General features: G+C 30.8%; 16 protein-coding genes and 1 other annotated feature. Of the genes, 9 read left to right on the top strand and 7 right to left on the bottom strand.

All coding sequences use genetic code 11. The features are described 5' to 3' along the window. The first annotated feature begins 230 nt into the window (after window positions 1-230). The 3 genes from HYG85_RS05395 to melA all read left to right on the top strand — a co-directional run bounded on the left by HYG85_RS05395 (window position 231) and on the right by melA (window position 6,002). Window positions 231-3,557 (top strand): NPCBM/NEW2 domain-containing protein, encoded by a 3,327-nt coding sequence (locus tag HYG85_RS05395; protein ID WP_212692617.1) that lies wholly within the window; start codon window positions 231-233, stop codon window positions 3,555-3,557. Between the two features lie 96 nt (window positions 3,558-3,653). Further along, a complete protein-coding gene (locus tag HYG85_RS05390; RefSeq protein ID WP_212692616.1) occupies window positions 3,654-4,538 on the top strand; it encodes an AraC family transcriptional regulator in 885 nt (294 codons plus the stop codon). Between the two features lie 105 nt (window positions 4,539-4,643). After that, window positions 4,644-6,002, top strand: coding sequence for an alpha-glucosidase/alpha-galactosidase (melA, locus tag HYG85_RS05385; RefSeq protein ID WP_212692615.1), 1,359 nt, complete (start codon window positions 4,644-4,646; stop codon window positions 6,000-6,002). A 58-nt stretch (window positions 6,003-6,060) separates the two neighbouring features. Here the strand turns inward: melA and HYG85_RS05380 are convergent, their stop codons facing one another. After that, on the bottom strand, window positions 6,061-7,341 hold the full coding sequence (locus tag HYG85_RS05380) for a peptidoglycan-binding protein (RefSeq protein WP_212692614.1): 1,281 nt from the start codon (window positions 7,339-7,341) through the stop codon (window positions 6,061-6,063). A gap of 554 nt (window positions 7,342-7,895) precedes the next feature. Here HYG85_RS05380 and deoC point away from each other — a divergent pair. After that, complete coding sequence (deoC, locus tag HYG85_RS05375) at window positions 7,896-8,546, top strand: deoxyribose-phosphate aldolase (RefSeq protein WP_212692613.1); 651 nt, start codon at window positions 7,896-7,898, stop codon at window positions 8,544-8,546. Between the two features lie 40 nt (window positions 8,547-8,586). Here the strand turns inward: deoC and HYG85_RS05370 are convergent, their stop codons facing one another. The 4 genes from HYG85_RS05370 to HYG85_RS05355 all read right to left on the bottom strand — a co-directional run bounded on the left by HYG85_RS05370 (window position 8,587) and on the right by HYG85_RS05355 (window position 13,450). Beyond that, window positions 8,587-9,684, bottom strand: coding sequence for a pyridoxal phosphate-dependent aminotransferase (locus HYG85_RS05370; protein WP_212692612.1), 1,098 nt, complete (start codon window positions 9,682-9,684; stop codon window positions 8,587-8,589). 101 nt (window positions 9,685-9,785) lie between these two features. Then, window positions 9,786-10,877 (bottom strand): GerAB/ArcD/ProY family transporter, encoded by a 1,092-nt coding sequence (locus HYG85_RS05365; protein ID WP_212692611.1) that lies wholly within the window; start codon window positions 10,875-10,877, stop codon window positions 9,786-9,788. A gap of 14 nt (window positions 10,878-10,891) precedes the next feature. After that, a complete protein-coding gene (locus tag HYG85_RS05360; protein ID WP_212692610.1) occupies window positions 10,892-12,304 on the bottom strand; it encodes a spore germination protein in 1,413 nt (470 codons plus the stop codon). Between the two features lie 12 nt (window positions 12,305-12,316). After that, a complete protein-coding gene (locus HYG85_RS05355; protein WP_212692609.1) occupies window positions 12,317-13,450 on the bottom strand; it encodes a Ger(x)C family spore germination protein in 1,134 nt (377 codons plus the stop codon). 185 nt (window positions 13,451-13,635) lie between these two features. Between HYG85_RS05355 and HYG85_RS05350 the strand changes: the two genes are divergently transcribed. The 3 genes from HYG85_RS05350 to HYG85_RS05340 all read left to right on the top strand — a co-directional run bounded on the left by HYG85_RS05350 (window position 13,636) and on the right by HYG85_RS05340 (window position 18,268). Next, window positions 13,636-14,784 carry a hypothetical protein gene (locus HYG85_RS05350; RefSeq protein ID WP_212692608.1) on the top strand — a complete coding sequence of 383 codons (1,149 nt, stop codon included), beginning with the start codon at window positions 13,636-13,638 and terminating at the stop codon, window positions 14,782-14,784. Window positions 14,785-15,003: 219 nt separating this feature from the next. Further along, window positions 15,004-15,253, top strand: a binding site (T-box leader). Window positions 15,254-15,306: 53 nt separating this feature from the next. Further along, on the top strand, window positions 15,307-15,525 hold the full coding sequence (locus tag HYG85_RS05345) for a hypothetical protein (RefSeq protein WP_212692607.1): 219 nt from the start codon (window positions 15,307-15,309) through the stop codon (window positions 15,523-15,525). Between the two features lie 97 nt (window positions 15,526-15,622). Continuing rightward, window positions 15,623-18,268 (top strand): valine--tRNA ligase, encoded by a 2,646-nt coding sequence (locus tag HYG85_RS05340; protein WP_212692606.1) that lies wholly within the window; start codon window positions 15,623-15,625, stop codon window positions 18,266-18,268. Window positions 18,269-18,545: 277 nt separating this feature from the next. Here HYG85_RS05340 and HYG85_RS05335 read toward each other — a convergent pair whose 3' ends face one another. Together HYG85_RS05335 and HYG85_RS05330 are read right to left on the bottom strand one after the other, a co-directional pair. After that, window positions 18,546-18,953: a DUF443 family protein gene (locus HYG85_RS05335; RefSeq protein ID WP_212692605.1), complete on the bottom strand. Its 408-nt coding sequence runs from the start codon at window positions 18,951-18,953 to the stop codon at window positions 18,546-18,548. A gap of 21 nt (window positions 18,954-18,974) precedes the next feature. Continuing rightward, a complete protein-coding gene (locus HYG85_RS05330; protein ID WP_113671981.1) occupies window positions 18,975-19,178 on the bottom strand; it encodes a helix-turn-helix transcriptional regulator in 204 nt (67 codons plus the stop codon). 472 nt (window positions 19,179-19,650) lie between these two features. On the opposite strand from HYG85_RS05330, the gene HYG85_RS05325 reads away from it, so the two are divergent. Together HYG85_RS05325 and HYG85_RS05320 are read left to right on the top strand one after the other, a co-directional pair. Then, window positions 19,651-20,958, top strand: a complete 1,308-nt coding sequence (locus HYG85_RS05325; RefSeq protein ID WP_212692604.1) for a bifunctional folylpolyglutamate synthase/dihydrofolate synthase — start codon at window positions 19,651-19,653, stop codon at window positions 20,956-20,958. After that, a complete protein-coding gene (locus HYG85_RS05320) occupies window positions 20,951-21,097 on the top strand; it encodes a hypothetical protein (protein ID WP_193774394.1) in 147 nt (48 codons plus the stop codon). The genes HYG85_RS05325 and HYG85_RS05320 overlap by 8 nt, the downstream gene beginning before the upstream one ends. Window positions 21,098-21,109: the final 12 nt, after the last annotated feature.

Raw genomic sequence — 21,109 nt, 5'->3', positions numbered from 1 at the left:
CTATTGGATGGCCTATTATTATAGGTAAATAGTATTAATTTGAAAAATGGAAAAATTTATAAGGAAGTAAATTTTATACACCTGATATCAATTATTTAGACTTCCATATTATTCCAAATATTTTATAATAAAATTAGGTAAACATGCTTTAAGTATTACTTAATAAATGTTTACCTTTGATAAGTAATAACACTTATCAATAATAAAATATTAGAGTTGGAGGAGTTTATATGGGTAACAAAAGCATTAACAAATTGATGTCATTATTATGTATTATTACGTTATTAAGTGTATTTGCAGCACCAGTTTTAACTAGCAGTAATGTATTTGCTAACACTTCAATTAGTTACTATGTATCACCAGAGGGAAATGATCAGAATTCAGGGACACAGCAAGAACCCTTTGGTACACTAGAAGGAGCAAGAAATGCTATTCGTACTCTTAAGAGCAGTTCTTCATTACCAGCAAGTGGTGTAACTGTTTATTTGAGAGAAGGTACCTATAATATGAGCAGTTCTTTTGAATTGACAGCTGAGGATTCAGGAACTGAAAGTTCTCCTATTATTTACAAAGCATATAATGGTGAAGATGTAAGGATTATGGGGGGATACGATATTGATTCTACTGGGTTTGTAGGGGTTACAGATCAGACTATTCTTAATAGACTACCAGCAGAATCAAGGGATAAGGTATTACAGATTGATTTAAACACACAAGGTATTAGTCAATATGGAGAAATATCCAAAGCTGGTTTTGGATGGCCTAAGTTACCACCAGCACCAGAGTTATTCATTAACAATAAGACTATGACATTGGCTAGATATCCTAACCAAGGTTATATGACTACAGGAAGTATAAATAACCAAGGTTTCATTCCAAGAAATCACGTTGATGATGATCCTTCTGATCCAGGTTATGTATCACCTGATGAGTATATTAATCAACAAGGACCTATTTTTTCGTATTCTGATACTAGAGCTTCAAGATGGACTGATGAAGATGAAATATGGTTATTCGGTTATTGGAAATGGGATTGGGCAGATGATAACCTAAAAATAAAAAATCTTAATACTTCTTCTAAGCAGATAGAAGCTGATCATCCAAGTTTCTATGGTATTATTAGTGGCAAACGCTATTTTGCGTATAATCTATTATCAGAGATTGACATGCCAGGTGAATGGTATCTTGACAGGACAAGTGGTATTTTATACATATATCCAGAGAGTGATTTAGCAAGTAGTAAAATACAGCTTTCAACTCTAAATGTTCCACTAATCAAGATGGCAGGAACTTCCTACGTAACAATAGAAGATATTACATTTGAATTATCACGTAGTGATGGAATTCATATGACTAATGCAGATAACAACCTAATTGCAAAATGTACATTTAGAAGATTAGGACAAAGAGCGGTTGTAATCGGAGACCCTTCATCAATAGGTCATTCAACTAATGATCCAGCAACTATACCAGATGGTGGAACTAATAATGGTATCGTAGGTTGTGAAATCTATGAAACAGGGGCAGGAGGAGTTTTCGTAGCAGGTGGAGACAGGATATCTCTTACACCAGGAAACAATTATGTTGAAAATAATCATTTTTATGATTTTGCTCGTATTATAAGAACTTATACACCAGCTATCTCATTAAAGGGAGTTGGTAATAGAGCAAGTCATAACCTTATTCATAATGCACCTCACTTTGCAATTGAATTTGGTGGTAATGACCATATAATCGAGAATAACGAATTGTATAATGTTGTTTATGAAACTAGTGATGCAGGTGCAATTTATACAGGTCGTGATTGGACATACAGAGGAAATGTTATCAGAGATAATTATATCCATAGTATACCAACTATAGGTGGACATGGTTCTCACGGGGTTTATCTAGATGATGCCATGAGTAGCGCAGAAATTACAGGTAATGTATTCTATAACATCAGTAGTAGAGCATTCTTGATCGGTGGTGGTAGAGACAATATCATTAGTAATAACATCATGATTGATTGTGGTATGTCTTTATCATTGGATGACAGATTACTTGGTTGGGCATCAGATTCAGCTAAAGCTCCAGATGGAACACATTATAAAAGATTAATTGCAATGCCTTATCAACAAGAACCTTGGAGTAGTCGCTATCCAGAATTAGTTAATATTTGGTCAGATAGTCCAGCAATTCCAAAAGGTAATGTTATAACAAACAACGTTATATATAAAAGTGGAGCAATGAGTATAGCTAGTAAAGCTTCTCAATATGGTACCATCAATAATAATTTAACCCTAAGTGCTAGTGATAATCCAGGCTTTGTGGATGAGGCTAACAACAACTTTGCCTTAAGATCAGATTCTATGATTTATCAGCAATTACCTAATTTCCAAGCTATTGATTTTGATAACATGGGATTAAAAGTTGATACATACCGTAGTAACTTAAATTCTGCTTTCGGCGATTTTACTGCTGTTTCTCCACAAAATAATGATACTGACTTAAACGCAGCAGGTGTAGAATTAGAATGGACACCATGTGAAGGTGCAGATTATTATAACGTTTTAGTTGCAACAGATTCTGATTTTACTAATATCGTATTTGATGAAAATGTAGAGACTAATAAGAGATCAATAGGTGGTTTAACTCCTAATACTACATATTATTGGAAAGTAGTAGCATCATCCAATGCTAATTGTCTATCAGGAGTAGAAAAGATGAATACAAATGGTATCTTACAATTCACTACAGGTGAAGCATCAGGAAGTACATTTTTAAGTGATATGAACTGGACTTCTTGGACTGGATATCAAGAACCAAATAAAGATGTAGATAGAGATGGAGATTCATTAAATATCAATGGACAGACTTATACTAAAGGAATCGGTACTCATGCAAATTCTACTATCATATACAACTTAAATGGTAATTATACTAGATTTTTAAGTGATATTGGTGTAGATGATGATGTTAACGATAAGGGAACTATAGTATTCAAAGTCTATCTTGATGATGTTTTGAAATATGATAGTAATGAAATGACTGGTTCTAGTGCTACAAAATATATTGACATTGATGTAACTAGTGGTAATGAATTAAAATTAGAAGTAACAGATTCAGGTGACGGTATCCATTATGATCATGCCAACTGGGCTAATGCTAGACTTGAAGGCGGTAACGGAGGAATACCTACTACTCAACCTATTATGATACAAGCAGAAAATTACAGTAGTATGAGTGGTATAAGCAATGGTGGCGATATGATAGGAAGCTGTGATAATGGTGATTGGGTATGTTACAATAATATAGATCTTAGTACAGGGTATAATCTTCTAAAAACAAATGTTGCAGTACCAGCTCAATACGCAGGATCTAGAGCTGAAGTAAGACTTGATAGTACTACAGGTACATTAATAGGAACTTTTACAATTCAGGCTACAGGTGCATTTGATGTATTTGAAGAACAATCTATAAATATAGTAGGGGCTAGCGGCACACATGATATCTATGTTGTTTTCAAAGATTATTATGGTGTAGGTAACTTCGATTGGTTTGAATTCAGTAATTAGATTAATTAGTTAGGCAGCTTACCCTTGTGGTAAGCTGTTTAGTTATGTGCTAATATATTTACATAATCATAATTTATTAGAATGTGTGGTGAAAAAATGAGGTCACATCATAGTTTATATAATCCTATGTGGATAGAAGATAATTATCAGCTGGAAGTTAGAAGTTATTATTATAGACATTGGAAGCAGTTTAACATGAAATTCCATAAACATGATGAAATAGAAATAATGTATGTCATTAAAGGCAGATGTACCATAAGAACAGAAGAACAAAAATATATCTTGAAAAAGGGAGATTTCATTTTATTAGATGCAAACGTACCACATGCTCTAATAGTTGATGAAGAAGAAACCTGTAGAATGCTTAATATTGAATTCAGATTCATAAAATCAGTAACCAGGTATCTGACATTTGGAGAATTGGTGTCACAAGTTAAATCAGTACGTACAATGTTGGAGATGAAAAAATCACATATACAATTAATAGATACAGGTGAAGTTTATAATGATTTACACAAAATCATCAATGAACTTAATCAGAATAAGGAAAATCTAATGATACAGATATTATTGATGCAGTTGATGATAGATGTTTCTAGACAGCTTGTACATTTTACAGACCAAAGTATATCAAGTAAAAATAAATATGTAAAAAAGGCTATAGAATATCTTTATCATCATTATGACTGCGATATAAAAGTATCTCATATAGCTGAAAGTATTAATATACATGAAGGTTATTTGTATAGAATTTTTAAACAAAGTACTGGGAAGACAATTATGAATTATCTAATGGAAATAAGACTTGATAAAGCAAAATTAATGTTAGAGAATACAGATGTTTCTATTACTGACATAGCTGAATATATAGGAATTAACAGCAGACAATATTTTACATATATCTTTAAAAGATATTATAAATTAACACCAAGTAATTATAGAAATAATTTTACCACAAGCAGAAAAAATAAAAGAGTATAGAATTCTTTTCTTTTTTATTCTATGTGGTGAGAAATTTTAAAGCTTAATTAATATATAATTGTTATAATCCTATCATAAATTGATTTTTATGAAGGAGGAAGTAATATGGCTTTTAAAGTAACGTTTATTGGAGCAGGAAGTATTGGTTTCACAAGAAAATTATTACAGGATTTATTATCAGTACCAGAATTCAATAACATCCAGGTAGCATTTACGGATATAAATGAAAATAATCTTGATATGGTTACAAAACTTTGCCAAAAGGATATAGATGCAAATGGATTAGATATCAAGATTTTTGCTACATGCAATCGTAGAGAAGCTATAAAGGATGCTGATTATGTAATAAACGTAGTTAGGATAGGAGGGCTTGAGGCATTCAAACCGGATGTGGAAATCCCAATGAAATATGGAATCAGTCAATGTGTTGGTGATACTTTATGTGCTGGTGGAATAATGTACGCACAAAGAGGTATACCTGCAATCCTAGAATTCTGTAAGGATATCAGGGAAGTAGCACATCCTGATTGTATAATGCTGAATTATTCTAATCCTAATGCTATGATAACATGGGCATGTAATAAATATGGTAAAGTAAAGACAATTGGTCTGTGCCATGGAGTACAACATGGACATGAGCAGATGGGAGAAGCACTTGGTATTCCTTTTGAAGAACTAGATATCATATGTGCAGGAATCAACCATCAGACTTGGTATATACAAGTGAATCATAATGGCGAAGATATGAAAGATAAATTATTAGAAGCTTATGAAAATCATCCAAAACTTAGCCAGGCAGAAAAAGTAAGAATAGATATGTTAAGAAGATTTGGTTATTATAGTACAGAATCAAATGGACATCTAAGTGAATATTTACCTTGGTATCGTAAACGTTTGAATGAGATAGAAAATTGGATAGGTCATGAACTATGGAATCAAGGTATCTATGCAGGTTATTTAAATGAATGTATACGTACAAGAGATTCATTTGAAACAGATTTTCCAAAATGGATTAATGAACCAGCAAAAGTTTACAAACAAGAAAATAGGAGTAATGAGCATGGTTCATATATAATTGAAGGACTTGAGACTGGAAGGATATATAGAGGACATTTCAATATAGTAAATAACGGTACAATTACTAATCTACCTGATGATGCTATAGTTGAAGTTCCTGGATACGTGGATGCTAATGGTATTAACATACCTAAAGTTGGAGATCTTCCACTTGGTTGTGCAGCGGTATGTAACAGTAGTATTAGTGTTCAAAGATTAGGAGTGGAAGCGGCTGTTCATGGAGATGATAAGTTATTAAGGCAAGCTATGATGGTAGATCCTTTGGTAGGCGCAGTATGTAACCCACCTGAAATATGGGAGATGGTTGATGAAATGCTAGTTGCAGAAGAAAAATGGTTGCCACAATATGCTCAGACCATTGAACAGATAAAAAAGAATAATAAATAGTATCAAGGGCTGTATTAGAGATTTGATATCTTTATACAGCCCTTATTGGTTAAGTTTTTCATACTAATTCAGCTAATCTAGTAACAGCTACAAATATGTCAGAAATCTTATACCATGTTGGGTAGTCAACTATTCCAGTAACTGGAAGTAAAAACGCTTTTTGGAAAATCTCTACAGCTTCTTTTGTTTTTGGACCATAGACTCCATCCACTTTTAATCTAGGTATAGCGGGATAATTTTTGGATATAGCATTCAGTTGACGTTGGATAACTCTGACAGGTTCTCCTGTGGAACCTTGCTGCAAATTATAACCTGGGAAAGATGAAGGTATTCCACTCACTTTTTCGGCAGTATTGATATACATGTCACTTCCATAGAAGTATCTAAGGATCTCTATGGCATCGTCACCTAGGTCACCTCTATATTTACTTCCCCATTGAGTCATCCAATTCTCACATTGAACTCTGACACCATCACAATATTGAGTAAGTATAGGTTGAACAATTCCAGGTCTTGATAGATAATTCACGAATAATTGATCTACTATATCTGAGATATTTCTATATATGTTTCTACCATACACGAATTTATGGTCAAATGCTGTAGAAGATGTAATGTTAAAGTTTTTGCCTTTTGCTCTATACCATTCTGTATATATTCTATTTAATGTAAACGAAAGTATAGCTAATATATTAGCTTGTATAGTACTTTCAGGCCAAGTGGAATATATTTCAGATGATGCCACATTTTTAATGTAACTAGTGAATGGAACAAAATAATTAGGTGCACTTGTATCATCAGGTGATCCGTCATGAACAATAATAATGCTAGGTACAACAGGCTGGTTCAATACAATGAAGCTATCTTCAACATCATCTTTTACTTCACTTTCTGGAATTTTTGGTGGATATTCTGCATATAGAGTATGAGGGTCTATAACTAATATTTCTTGCTGTTGCTGCTTGATCTTTGAAGAAACCTCTACAGAAGGAATCATTCTTACATCTTGTAGAGCTAATTGATCTGGTAATATCTGACATCCTGCAATTTTAACTGTTTCAAATTCTGGTGCTGTTATTTCAAGATTATATTCTGAATAAGGTTTTGGATTATTTGGTTCAAGGCTATATTCAAGTGGTGGAGCATCTAGGTCTATAGTTACTGTTCTACCAAGATTAGTGGTAGTCAATTCTTCAACGATTTCATTTTCAGGAGTAGCTTTTCTAATAGTTACTTTTGCAGAATTGATAGGCTTAAAACCTAATTGAGTGACCGTATTCACTGATAACTGACCAAAAGATTGAGTAGACGTTTCGGCTGGATAAATCCTTTTTCTCATAATTCTCCTTACTATTTTGGGCATGATTTTACTTACTTTCAGTATATGAGAAGACAAGTATTATTGATAAAAAATAAATCTAATATTTTTAGTTATGATAATAAAAAAAGAGAATACTACTTGCGTAGTATTCTTATGTGGGGGAGAACATATTGTAAACAGGGATACTAAGTAACCTGTTACAACCAATCTATAAGCTAGCCTTTATATAAAGACCAGAATAAGGTTGTTTGATCCTTATATAAAGGCTAATTTATTATCCATAAAAAAGCTTCCATACAATGAATCGTTATTTGGTATCCCTGTAGTAATAAGTATATCCAAATATAATTTTTTATATTCAATCATAGTCCAAAATTATTAACTAAAATAATCACAAATTTTAGTTAAAATTAGATATTTATTGACTATAGTTATATGTAAAGGTAAACTATAATTAAACTCGAATTTTATGACATAATAACAATTATGATTTATCCATAAAAAGTAATTCAGTATTATATTAAAACTTTTACTTTTTTGGAATAATACAATTTTTATAGGAGGTATCAAATATGAATATAGCTAGTTACATAGACCACACAATACTTAAACCAGATGCGACAAAAGAACAAGTCATTAAAATATGTGAAGAGGCAAAAGAATATAATTTTGCTTCAGTATGCGTAAATGCATTTAGAACCAAATTAGTGAAAGAGCAGTTACAAGGTTCTAATGTAAAAGTGTGTACAGTAGTAGGATTTCCACTTGGTGCTGTACCAACAGAAGTTAAGGCTTTTGAAACTAAATTAGCTATTGACCATGGAGCTAATGAAATAGATATGGTTATTAATATTGGTGCATTGAAGGACAAGGATTATGACTATGTCTATGAAGATATCAAAGGTGTTGTTGATGCTTGTAAGAATAAAGCGTTGGTTAAGGTAATTATTGAAACTTGTTTATTGACAGATGAAGAAAAAGTTAAGGTTTGTGAATTGTCTGTTAAAGCAGGAGCAGAATTTGTTAAGACATCAACTGGATTCAGTAAAGGTGGAGCAACTGTAGAAGATGTTTCACTGATGAAGAAAACAGTTGAAGAAAATGCAAAAGTAAAAGCTTCTGGTGGCGTTAGAGATTATGAAACAGCTAAAGCTGTTATAGATGCTGGAGCTGATAGAATAGGAGCAAGTGCAGGAATTGCAATTGTAGAAGGTTCTAAATAGATCTTACCATCAGTAAATTATAGGCAAGCCTTATGCTTGCCTAATTGAATATTTTAGATAATTCATCTAATATGAAATCATTTTGTTCTTTATTCATAAAACAAAAGCGGAAAAATTGTGAATTAAGAAATGGGAATGTAGAAGCATCTCTAATCATAATTTTTTTCTGTATCAATGTTTCAAATAATTGATGTGAATCTATATCGTTTCTTAATATCTTGATTAAAATAAAATTAGCTGTTGGTGGATATACTTTAATATCTTTCCAGCTATCCAATTCCTTGTATATTCTATTACGTTCTTGTTCAATGAAATCTTTTGTCATTTTGATATATTCTTCATCTTCAAACATAACCTCACCAGCAAAACTTGCTAAAGAGTTGATTGTCCAAGGATTTTTTAGATTATTGATCTTCTCCATAATTGTTTTATTACCACAGATACCGTATCCTAATCTTAAGCCAGGTGAAGCATAGAATTTTGAAACTCCTCTAGTTATAAACAAATTATCATATGAATTTGTAAGTCCAACAGAAGTTATTTTATCCATTTCCTTTGTAAATTCAATATATGTTTCATCTACCATAACATATATATTTTTTTCATGGCAATATTCTAATATGCATTTTATGTCTTCAGAATAAATTGATGTTGATGTAGGGTTATTAGGATTACATATAACCAGTAAATCCATATCATCAGTTATATTTAATAATAAATCTTTAATATCTATCTTGAAATCCAGTTCTTCTTTCAAAGGATAATAATTAGAAGAACCACCGCCTATTGAGATTTCTCTTTCATATTCTGAATATGTAGGACCCACAATAAGAGCTTTTGTTGGTTTGATGATATTAATGAATATGGAAATAAGTTCAGTTGAACCGTTACCAACAATTATATTTTTATAATTAACATCTATATATTTTGCCAATTGCTTTCTTAATTTTGTATACGCCCTATCAGGGTACATTCCTATAACATTAACATTTTTCGATAGTAGTTCTAATAGATTTTTAGAAACTCCTAGTGGATTGACATTTCCGCTAAAATTGATGATATCATATTTATTTATATTATATACTGATTCTATTTTTTCTAGGTCGCTACCATGAAAATGACTTTTTTTATTTGACACTTAATCACTTCCTTTACATCTATCATTATACCTATTAAGATTCAAAATGCAAGTCAAATTCAAGATAGTTAGTATATTGTTGATAACAATTAATTATAGAATTATATTTTCTTGAAATGTTTTTTTATTAAAGTTATTATAGATAGTAATATCGGCATAACCAATAAGATACCTATACCTAAATAACTTACATAATCAAGGGCTTGTCTTAGCATATCCATAGTTGTAGGTATTAAAGTTAGGATGAATACTATAGCTATAAGGATAAACACGATAATATTACGATTTATTTTAGAAAATAATTTATTAAGTAAAAATACTGCCATGTATAACGAGAGAACAATTGTACCAAAAGTACTCAAAAGCCATGCTACTATAAAAATGGAATCTAATCGTTTTAAGAATTGCAAGGCATCAATTTCAATTCTTCTTATTGAGGCGAATCTAGCATCTTCATAGTGAATAATGCTATCAACTCCCATAACAGATATAGATGATTCTACATTTATGATATAGACTATTCCTATTAAAACCAAAATACCTAATATATATCTAAAAACCTTTTTATTTTCTTTTTTAAAATCCATTGGTATTACAGCTAATAATTCTATACCCACAAAAGGGAAAATTATTTTAGGAAGAGTTTTTATTAAACCTTCTACATCTAACAAGAAGAAAGGCTTTATGTCAGTTAATTCACCCTGTGAGAAGATTGCAATATCCAATATTAGGGCGAAGATAATGAAAACTAAACAAAATATCTCAAATATTCTTCCTAAAACATGGATATCATTAAGCAATGTATAAAAACACACAATAAGCATAAAGGTAGTTAAAGCCCATATAGGTGTGTTTATTAAGAAAGAAAGTTTTATTGTTTCGCATGTCAATTTAGTTACAACAGTAGCTGTAGATATTGAATAGATACTGATGATAAATATAATACAGTATGATATAAATGTACCAGTAAGAATTCTACTATATTCAAAGATAGTTTTATTATTAAAGGTTTTTGCTAAATAAGTAAATAGAAATGCTGAAAAAATAATAATAATATCACCTATTACTATAGATATCCATCCACCAGTACCCATGTCTTCTGCAATGTTTTTAGGAAGAGATATTATTCCGTATCCTACTATATAAGAAAATATTAAAAAGATTATCTGTTTGTTTGTAAGTGGCTCTTTCAAAAAAATACCTCCAGTTATTGTCGGGTGTCATCTTTTGTTTTTAAATATTCTGGTCTTTTTTTAGATAAATGTATATCGCTTAAAAATAAATGTTTTAAAGCTCTAAAATTTAATGGTGATAAAGGAGCAACATAAGATACTCCAAAACTATCCATGGAGCAGAGATTTACTGTTATTAGAATTACTCCCATAGTAAAACCAAATAATCCGAAAACACTAGTAACTATTATCATTAAAAATTTCAAAATCCTAATAGTATTAGTGATTGAATAATCAGCAGTTGCAAAAGAACTCATAATAGATAATGATACTATGATTACCAGCAAAGGACTAACTAAACCTGCTGAAACAGAAGCTTGACCAATAACTATTGTACCTACTATACCAATAGCGGGACCTATTTGTTTAGGAAGTCTTACACTTGCTTCTCTAAGAATTTCTGCAACTGTTTCCATCAAGAATGCTTCTAGAAAAGCATTAAAAGGTACAGTTGCTCTTGATGTAGCTAAACTAATTATATATTGCGGTGGCAGTATATCCGAATGAAAGCTTACAACGGCAACATATAATGAAGTCAAGAATAAAGAAATCATTATACATAGAATTCTAATAAACTTTGAAAAAATACTTATGAATGTATTGTCAAAATGATCATCACCAGTATCAAAAAATTCTATAAAAGTCTTTGGTACAACTAATGCCAGATTTCCACCTTCCACTAGAATTATTACCTTGCCGTCCAAAATATTGGCGCATGCAGTATCTGAACGTTCAACAATACCAGATTGAGGGAAAAAATTATATGAATTATTTAATATGAATTTTTGTATATAACTGGATTCCAATATTCCGTCAATATCTATCTTGGATATTTTATCTTTTATAGTACCAACTAAGTGTGAATTGGCTATATCTTTAATATATATCACAGCCACTGTAGTCTGTGTTCTTTTTCCTACTATTAATTCATCAATACGTAATTTGGGGTCTTTTAATCTATATCTGATTAATGATAGATTATCATTATAATTTTCATTAAAAGCATCTCTAGCACCTTTTATAGTATTTTCTATATTTGGTTCTTGTACTTGACGTTTTTCAATTTTTAAGGTATTGGCAACAATATATTTTTCTTCTGTAGGTATAATAATGACTGAATTACCTTTTAGAACATAGTTAATGATTTCTTTTTCTTTAGTATCTGTATATAAATCATCAATATAAATCGTATTAATAATCTTGTCAGTAGTGATAGCTTTTTTTTGACATAATAGTAATGGTTTGATGATATTTAATGAAAGCATATTTCTATCAGTTATTTGTTGAATATATAAAATAATAATTTCGGTACCGCCAACATCAAGATATCTAGTAATTATACCAAGTTCTTTAGATTTTTTTTTCCATGAAGTATCAAAAATATTCATCTTGCTGCCCCTTTATTTACTATTTTTAAAATTATCATCGCTTTTTAAGTTTTTGTTTACTATTGTTGTTTTCACATTAGCATTGATATTTGCAGATAGAAACGCTTGTTCCCAATCTATTTCCTGATATTGATAATAATGTTGAGCTTTGAATTCTTCACCAAAATTAAAAATATCACATTTGAAATTTTTTTGAGCTTCTTTGACAAAATCAATAATTTCGTTAGATATTTTATTAGAAAGTTCGGTTTCTAACTGTTTAATCATTTCATCTGAGATATTATGTTTATAATACTGATAACGTAATTCTGCATGTAGGTCTAAATTGATAGTTATGTTTACTATATCATCTTTCAATGAAGTTGATATTTTCCTTTTGTTAATATGAACTCTAAATGAATATTTATTTTGATTATCAAGAGGATCGGGGATTAGTTCTACTAACTTAGTATTATCAGCTAGTATATACAAAAGAGGTTCAGTATCATGAACATCTATTATATCAATTAGTTTAGAGTCTTTGAAAACAGCCAGTCCTAAATATTTTAAATCGTTAGATTCTATACCGATATATGGAAGGACATAACCCACTGAACCAAATGCAATATCAGAAAGTAAATCACCAACATCAAGACAAATTGAATTTCCTTCGTCTTTTAGATTCCTTAATATATTCTCTATAAATAAACCAATTGCTAGAGCCTTATCAGTTTCTATATTAAAACATTCTTTTGTTGGTTCACGGCATACTACAGTATTTAACGTTTTTCTATAATCAAATAAACTATCAACTCTATTTAGATATGATTCTATTCCACGTTTTGCAAATTCTTCACTGAAGAGTACAACCCTAGTAGCGCCAAGAAACGAAGGGTAAGGAATATTTGAATTATAGTTTACTCTAGCTTCTTCAAATGTTTTACCTTGGGCAAATATAGTGTATACGCTGGATGATTGTGATTCACCTGTATCTTCTCTTGGAGATCCGGTTAGTTTTACTATTTCACCACAAAACTGTATGTTATCATCAACATAATCTATTCCCAAAGATATATTTACACATTTTTTATTGATGTCTTTTGAATCCCAGCAACCTGTGAATAATAGCAGGGGTATAAGAAAGATACATATTATCTTTTTGTACATGATTTCACCTTTAATTAATTTTATATAGTAGTAAAGATTATTGAAATTAGTATTACCAATATATGAAATATTAAACATAAATTGACACTATTCTTGACACTTAATTAAGTGAACAATATAATAAATATATACTTTAATTCTATTTACTAATAATCATGATGTTAAAATATGAAAGAGGTAACTAAATGGGACTGATAGCAAACTTAAAGAACATATTTACCAAAAAAGTTATTGCTGATATTGATGAAAAAAATTATCTTGGAGTCGATATCAATAATATTTATAATGATGTAGAAAACACAAGTAAATTGTGCAGCAAACTGAAAAATACTTATAAGGATAAAGAACAGGTAATAGCAGAATATGATAGATTGAATAAGATTCATACCAGTATTCAGCAGATAGAAAAAATGAATAAAAAGCAATTGGCAGAATTCGAAAATTGTGCTAATAATTATATTGCTATTAAAAATGATAAAGTAGAATATGTGGATAGAATAAAGGGAGCAGGACAACAATTCGATTATCTTCAGGATTATGAAGAAAATATTGAGGATGTAATTAAGAATCTAAAAAGTGTTGAGCAACGACAACGAGATGTTAAAAATGATATTACATACATAGAGGGAGAAAAAGGTGATTTGCTATATGGTAAAGAAAGGTTAATCAAGGCACAAAAATTCGTTAAGATCTTGATGATTGGGTTATTAACCATTTTTGCTTTTTCAGCATTGATATTAAGTGTTGTCTATACTAATAATGATGTTGACATTTTTATTCCTTCAATAATTATGATTGTAGTGATAGGGTTTTTTAGTTTGTGGATATATATCTTCAGGAGATACGTCATACATGAAATCAAGAAAAACAATATTTTGATGCAGAGGGCTGTTGAGCTTCTGAATAAAGTCAAACTTAAATATGTAAACAATGAACAGTTCCTTGCTTATGAATATAATAAATACAAGGTTAAGAGCGGTGAGATGCTAGAAGATAGATGGAAACAATTCCAGCAAAACAAAAAAGATAAAAGTAATATACATAAAATATCAGGTAATATAATCATTTTGGAAGATGATATTGAAAGAGTACTTAAAAAACATGATATCCAATCAATTAATTATATCTTGGATAACATTGATATATATTTAAATAAAGATAATAGATACACGGGTATGGAAAACATTAAGCAGGATAAAAAAACGCTAAAGAATACTTTGGAACAATATAATAATGAGATACAGCTTATAACCAAAATATTGATTGATGTTAGGAATAATGATACTACTAATGAAAAGGCTATAACTAAGATTATTAATGAGGTACTTATATAATTAAAAATTATTTTTGGGTGCAAGTCAAAAAAATAGTTTTGTTCTGACGTGGCATTAGCAAAATAGTATATGTATATGTTACGCCAGCAACTTGCTCGTCCTGAGCAAAAAGCTGGGTTCGGCGTTTTTATTATATATGTGAAGAAAAGATAAAAATAAAATAGCCTTGACAAACAAAAAATATTATAATACCATATAATATAATTAGTAATAGATAGTATAAATGCAGTGAGAAAGAGGAGTATGTTTGATACGGCTTACAGAGAGGAAAATTACTTTGAACTTAGTTCAGGTAGCTGAGAAATTTTCTATGATATGACAAACAGAAGGTAGCTTTTTAGCAATTTATCTGAAATTATAGTAGGATAGATCGGATGACTCCGTTAATGGTTATTAAGTGCTTATTTGGTATTGGCTATGCTGATACATTTAAGAATTAAGGTGGTACCACGGTCTTATCGTCCTTATTTGGATGATGGGATTTTTTTATTTTTAGGAAACTATTTTTGATGAGGTGATTAAATGAAAATAATAGGTATTATTTTAGTAGTAGTTGGCGCAATTATTTTTTATGGTGCAAAGCTTATGTATAAAAGGAATAAGAAGAAATTAGATTATAATCCGAATAAGAACGATAATGAGGAATTTTTGGCGTTGTTGAATAATGGAATGATTGTTACTAGAATAATCGGAGCATTATTAGTAGTAGTTGGTGTAATAATGATAGTACTATTTAGTTAATCACTCAACTTTACTATTGGTAAGAAAACATGTAATCATGCTTAATTAAAAGATTTGTAGAATAAAAATAATTACAAAAATATGTAGGAGGCAAGTTATGGCGAAAAATTTAGATAAAACTTACGATCCTTCTAAGGTAGAAGGAAGATTATATCAGAAATGGATGGACAATAAATATTTTCATGCGGAAGTAGACAGAACTAAGAAACCATTTTCCATTGTGATTCCACCACCAAACATTACAGGGCAGCTACATATGGGGCATGCTCTTGACAATACTATGCAGGATATTCTTATTAGATTCAAAAGAATGCAGGGTCACAGTGCCTTATGGCAACCAGGAACAGACCATGCAAGTATTGCTACAGAAGTAAAAATTGTAAAGAAAATGGCTGAAGAAGGAATTACTAAAGAAGATATCGGAAGAGAAAAATTTCTAGAACGAGCTTGGCAGTGGAAAGAAGAATACGGTGGAGTAATAGTTGATCAGCTTAAGAAATTAGGTTCATCTTGTGATTGGGACAGAGAGAGATTTACTCTTGATGAAGGATTATCCGAGGCTGTTGAAGAAGTATTCATCAAATATTACAACAAAGGTTATATCTACAGAGGGGCTAGAATTGTTAACTGGTGTCCAGTATGTCAAACAGCAATATCAGAAGCAGAAGTTGAACATGGAGAAAAAAATGGATATTTCTGGCACATTAAATATCCTATAGTAGGTTCAGATAATTTTGTTGAGATAGCGACAACAAGACCAGAAACTATGCTTGGCGATACTGCAGTAGCTGTAAATCCTGATGATGAACGTTATAGCCACCTTATTGGTAAAAAAGTAATTCTACCATTAGTTAATAAAGAAATACCTATAGTTGCAGATAGATATGTAGATATGGAATTTGGAACAGGAGTAGTTAAGATTACACCAGCTCATGACCCTAATGACTTTGAAGTTGGACTCAGACATGATCTAGAACAGATAAATATAATGAATGATGACGGTTCCATCAATAAAAATGGTGGAAAATATGAAGGATTAGATAGATACGAAGCAAGAAAGCAAATGGTAAAAGACCTAGATGAACAAGGATTACTTGTAAAAGTAAAAGAACATACACACAACGTAGGTATGCATGATAGATGTAATAGCGTTATTGAACCAATGATAAAACAACAATGGTTTGTTAAGATGGAAGAATTGGCAAAACCTGCAATCAGAGTTCTAAAATCTGGTGATTTAAAATTTGTTCCAGAGAGATATGGTAAGATATATCTTCATTGGTTAGAAAATATTAGAGACTGGTGTATATCAAGACAGTTATGGTGGGGACATCGTATTCCAGCTTACTATTGTGAAGATTGTGGAGAAATCATAGTTAGCAAAGAAGCTCCTGAAAAATGTACTAAATGTTCTGGTACCAAGTTCCATCAAGATGAAGATTCACTCGATACATGGTTCAGTTCAGCATTATGGCCTTTCTCAACACTTGGCTGGCCTGATAATACTGATGAATTAGGTTATTTCTTTCCAACTAATGTATTGGTAACTGGATATGATATTATTCCATTTTGGGTAGTTAGAATGGTATTTTCTTCAATGGAATTCATGGGTGAAGTACCTTTTGATACAGTACTTATTCATGGTCTTGTGAGAGATTCACAAGGAAGAAAAATGAGTAAATCCCTTGGAAATGGTATTGATCCATTAGTAGTAGTTAAACAATACGGAGCAGATGCTCTAAGATTAACATTAATGACTGGTAACGCACCTGGAAATGATATGCGTTATTACGATGAAAAAGTTGAAGCTAGTAGAAACTTTGCCAACAAAATATGGAATGCATCTAGATTTATATTAATGAATCTTGAAAACATAGAAGAAAGAGAAGTAGCATTAGATGAATTGACACCAGCTGATAGATGGATATTATCTAAAGCCAATACTTTAGTAAAAGATGTTACAGAAAACATGGAAAAATATGAGTTAGGTATTGCTGTAGCAAAATTATACGACTTTATCTGGGAAGAATTCTGTGACTGGTATATTGAAATGGTAAAACCTAGATTATACAATGATGATGATGATACCAAAGCAGCCGCATTATGGACACTTAAAAATGTATTAATAACATCACTTAAGCTATTACATCCATATATGCCATTCATCACTGAAGAAATATTTACTTTCATTCAAGATAAAGAAGAATCCATTATGGTTTCTGAATGGCCAGGATTTAAAGAAGAATGGAATTTTACAGCAGAAGAATCAGAAATCGAATTGATTAAACAAGCTGTAAGAAGTATTAGAAATGTAAGAGCTCAGATGAACGTACCACCATCAAAGAAAGCAAAAGTATTTGTTGTATCCGATAAAGAAGAAGTAAGAAATACATTCCAAAAAGGAAAAGTATTCTTTGCAACTCTTGGATATGCTAACGAAGTAGTTATTCAAAATAACAAAGACGGTATTGATAATGACGCAGTATCGACTGTTATAGAAGATGCAACTATATTTATGCCTTTCGCTGAACTTGTAGATATTGAAAAAGAGATAGAAAGATTGAAAGCTGAAGAAAAGAAACTTGAAAGTGAATTAGACCGTGTAAATAAAAAATTAGCTAATGAACGATTTGTTAGCAAAGCACCTGAAAAAGTAGTTGCCGAAGAAAAAGCAAAGCTTGAAAAATATTCAAGTATGATGGAACAAGTAAAAGAAAGATTAAATAACTTGATTGCAAAATAAATATAAAAGCAAGTAAGACAGTAATAAAACAGACAACGGCAGTGTGATAAAGGGGCTGTCTGATAATACATTTTTTGGAGAAGGCTAAAAGTTTTGGAAGATAGACTAGGTTTAGCTATTCATACCCTTAAACGTCCTGTTTAAAGGGTATGAGCTACGCCGTCCATGGCTTCGCTTACCGCTAAACCTAGTCTATCTTCCTTGATATTGACGTTAAAAAATGTATTATCAGACAGCCCCTTCTTACTTATATGCCGCTCTTGAGCCAGTAGAAGCTCTAATATTTCTTTAGATTATAAAAGAAAAATGAAAAGTAAACGATACACATTAAAACCAGGATAATATTTCCATAATCAGCAACAGTCAATTTTGTGAACTGGCTAAGATTACTGGATATGGCTATTGCACCAAATGTAATCCAAAAAGCAGATTTGCCTGCCTTATCACGTATAAAAACACTTCGTTCCTCTTTTTCAGCTTTAATTTTATCAACGTATTCAGGTTTATTTCTAACTGATAGATAAATTGCTATTTGAGCAATTCCAATAATTGTAAATGCTAAACATAGAGCATACAAACTTTTTTGATCCTTACCATCTTGGAAATAACCAAGCACACCAATAATGATACCACCTAAAATAAAAGCAAATGACTTTTTAATCTCATTCTTAACATATTTATTCATAAAATATCTCCCTTCAACTAATTAATCTTCTTCCTCATTATAAATAAAAATATCTTCTATTAATTTATCAAAGGCCTTAGAAACCTTAAATGCCAGATTAATAGAGGGGTTATACCTACCATTCTCCAAAGAAATTATAGTTTGCCTTGATACCCCCACCTTTTTAGCCAACTCTTGCTGAGTCATCCTAAACTCTTCTCTCAACTCCCTTATCCGATTCTCCATTCAATACCTCCTTTAGTAAAAAATAATACTTACCTCTTAACAAATGTAAAGTGAACTTTACCACACCAAAAGTATAGCACGCTTTACATTTCATGTCAAGCAAACTTTACATTATATTTTAACTCAACAACATTATACACAATCCCCATTAAGATACACATCGAATTGAATAGAGAGGTTACTAAGAACTCTTAAAAACTAACTACAATGAAATACCTGAATTGACGTACACAATAAAAAAGGTGGTATAGGACTCGTTTTACGCAGACCGTTCCTTGGAGTAAGGCAAGTAAAACGAGTCCTATACCACCTGCCCCCATATACTAACCCCAATCATCTATTTTACTATTGAAACTCCCAACCTAATATGATACATTTATATAGAATTTAATCATCAAAAAAAGTCAAAAAATACAACTATATGCATCTTAAACTTATGTATTTTAATATAAATCCCTGGAGGTATTAACCCTTGAACTATAATAAAGCTGTAAAATATATACTTGATATACCAAAATTCGGAGTAAAATCAGGACTCGACAACATAAAAACCCTTCTAAAACTATTAGATAACCCCCAAAACAACCTAAAATTCATACACGTAGCAGGAACAAACGGCAAAGGTTCCGTATGCACAATGCTCTCATACATACTATGCGAACATGGCTACAAAACTGGATTATTCACATCACCACACCTTGTAGAAATAAACGAAAGAATAAAAATAAACAACACCAACATAAGCAACGACGACCTAACAAACATACTAATCCTAATTAAAGAAAAAATAGATTATATGGTAGATAACGGTTTCAACCATCCAACTTTTTTTGAAGTACTTGTAGCCATAGCATTAGTATATTATAAAAATAAAAACGTAGATTATGTAATCCTAGAAACAGGCTTAGGAGGCAGACTAGATTCAACCAATGTAATTGAAAATCCTATACTAACTATAATAACATCAATAGGACTTGACCATGTTGCTATTCTTGGAAATACTATAGAAGAAATTGCAAAAGAAAAAGCAGGTATAATCAAACAAGGCAGACCTACAGTTTTATATTATGATAAAAAAGAGATATTTGACACAATAAATGTCGAATGTGTAAATAAAAAATCGAAACTTTATAGTTACAATGATTTCCACTATAGTATTTTAAAAAGAACCAAGAAAAACATTGATTTTTCTATAAATAACAAGTATTATAATTATGAAGAAGTTTTTTTAAACACTATAGCAAATTACCAAATTATTAATGTTTCCATTGCACTTACCGCTGTTGAAGTATTAATAGATGAAGGTATGAATCTAAACACAGAATCTATATTAAAAGGTCTTAAAAAATTCAAGTGGCCAGGTAGAATGGAATATGTAATGGACAATATGCTAATTGATGGAGCACATAATGCCCAGGGTATCAGCATGTTTGTAAATAATATTAATAATTTATATGATAATACAGAAATCAACATTTTATACGCTAGTTTAAAAGATAAACCTTACAATGAAATGATTAGTGAACTGAAAAAATGTAATAATATAAATAGGATGATTTTGACTCAGATAGATAGTGATAGAGCAACAGACGTTAATCTACTTAAGGAATCCTGCGAAAAGTTAGGTTACGATAATATTTGTCCAATAGCTAACATACATGATGCAGTTGATTATGCAATGCAGTTAAGTAGGGAAGGTAGAATGGTATGTTGTATCGGTTCATTATATCTGGTTGGCTATATTAAAAGTAAAATCAAAGAGGAGGACCAATATGATTAATTTTGAAGAAGAAATTAAAAGATTTAAACCATGCTTGGAAATTGAACAAGCAGAAGAATCAATATATGCTTATGATTCAAAAGATGTGTCCGATATTTTACAAGAGATGATTAGAGAAATAAAAAATGATGATAAGTAGAGTGGTGAGATA

The organism is Vallitalea guaymasensis (assembly GCF_018141425.1).
In the GTDB taxonomy this organism is placed as follows: Bacteria; Bacillota; Clostridia; order Lachnospirales; family Vallitaleaceae; genus Vallitalea; species Vallitalea guaymasensis.
Note: the sequence above shows the minus strand (reverse complement) of the source record. Positions and strands in the feature narration are given on the sequence as shown.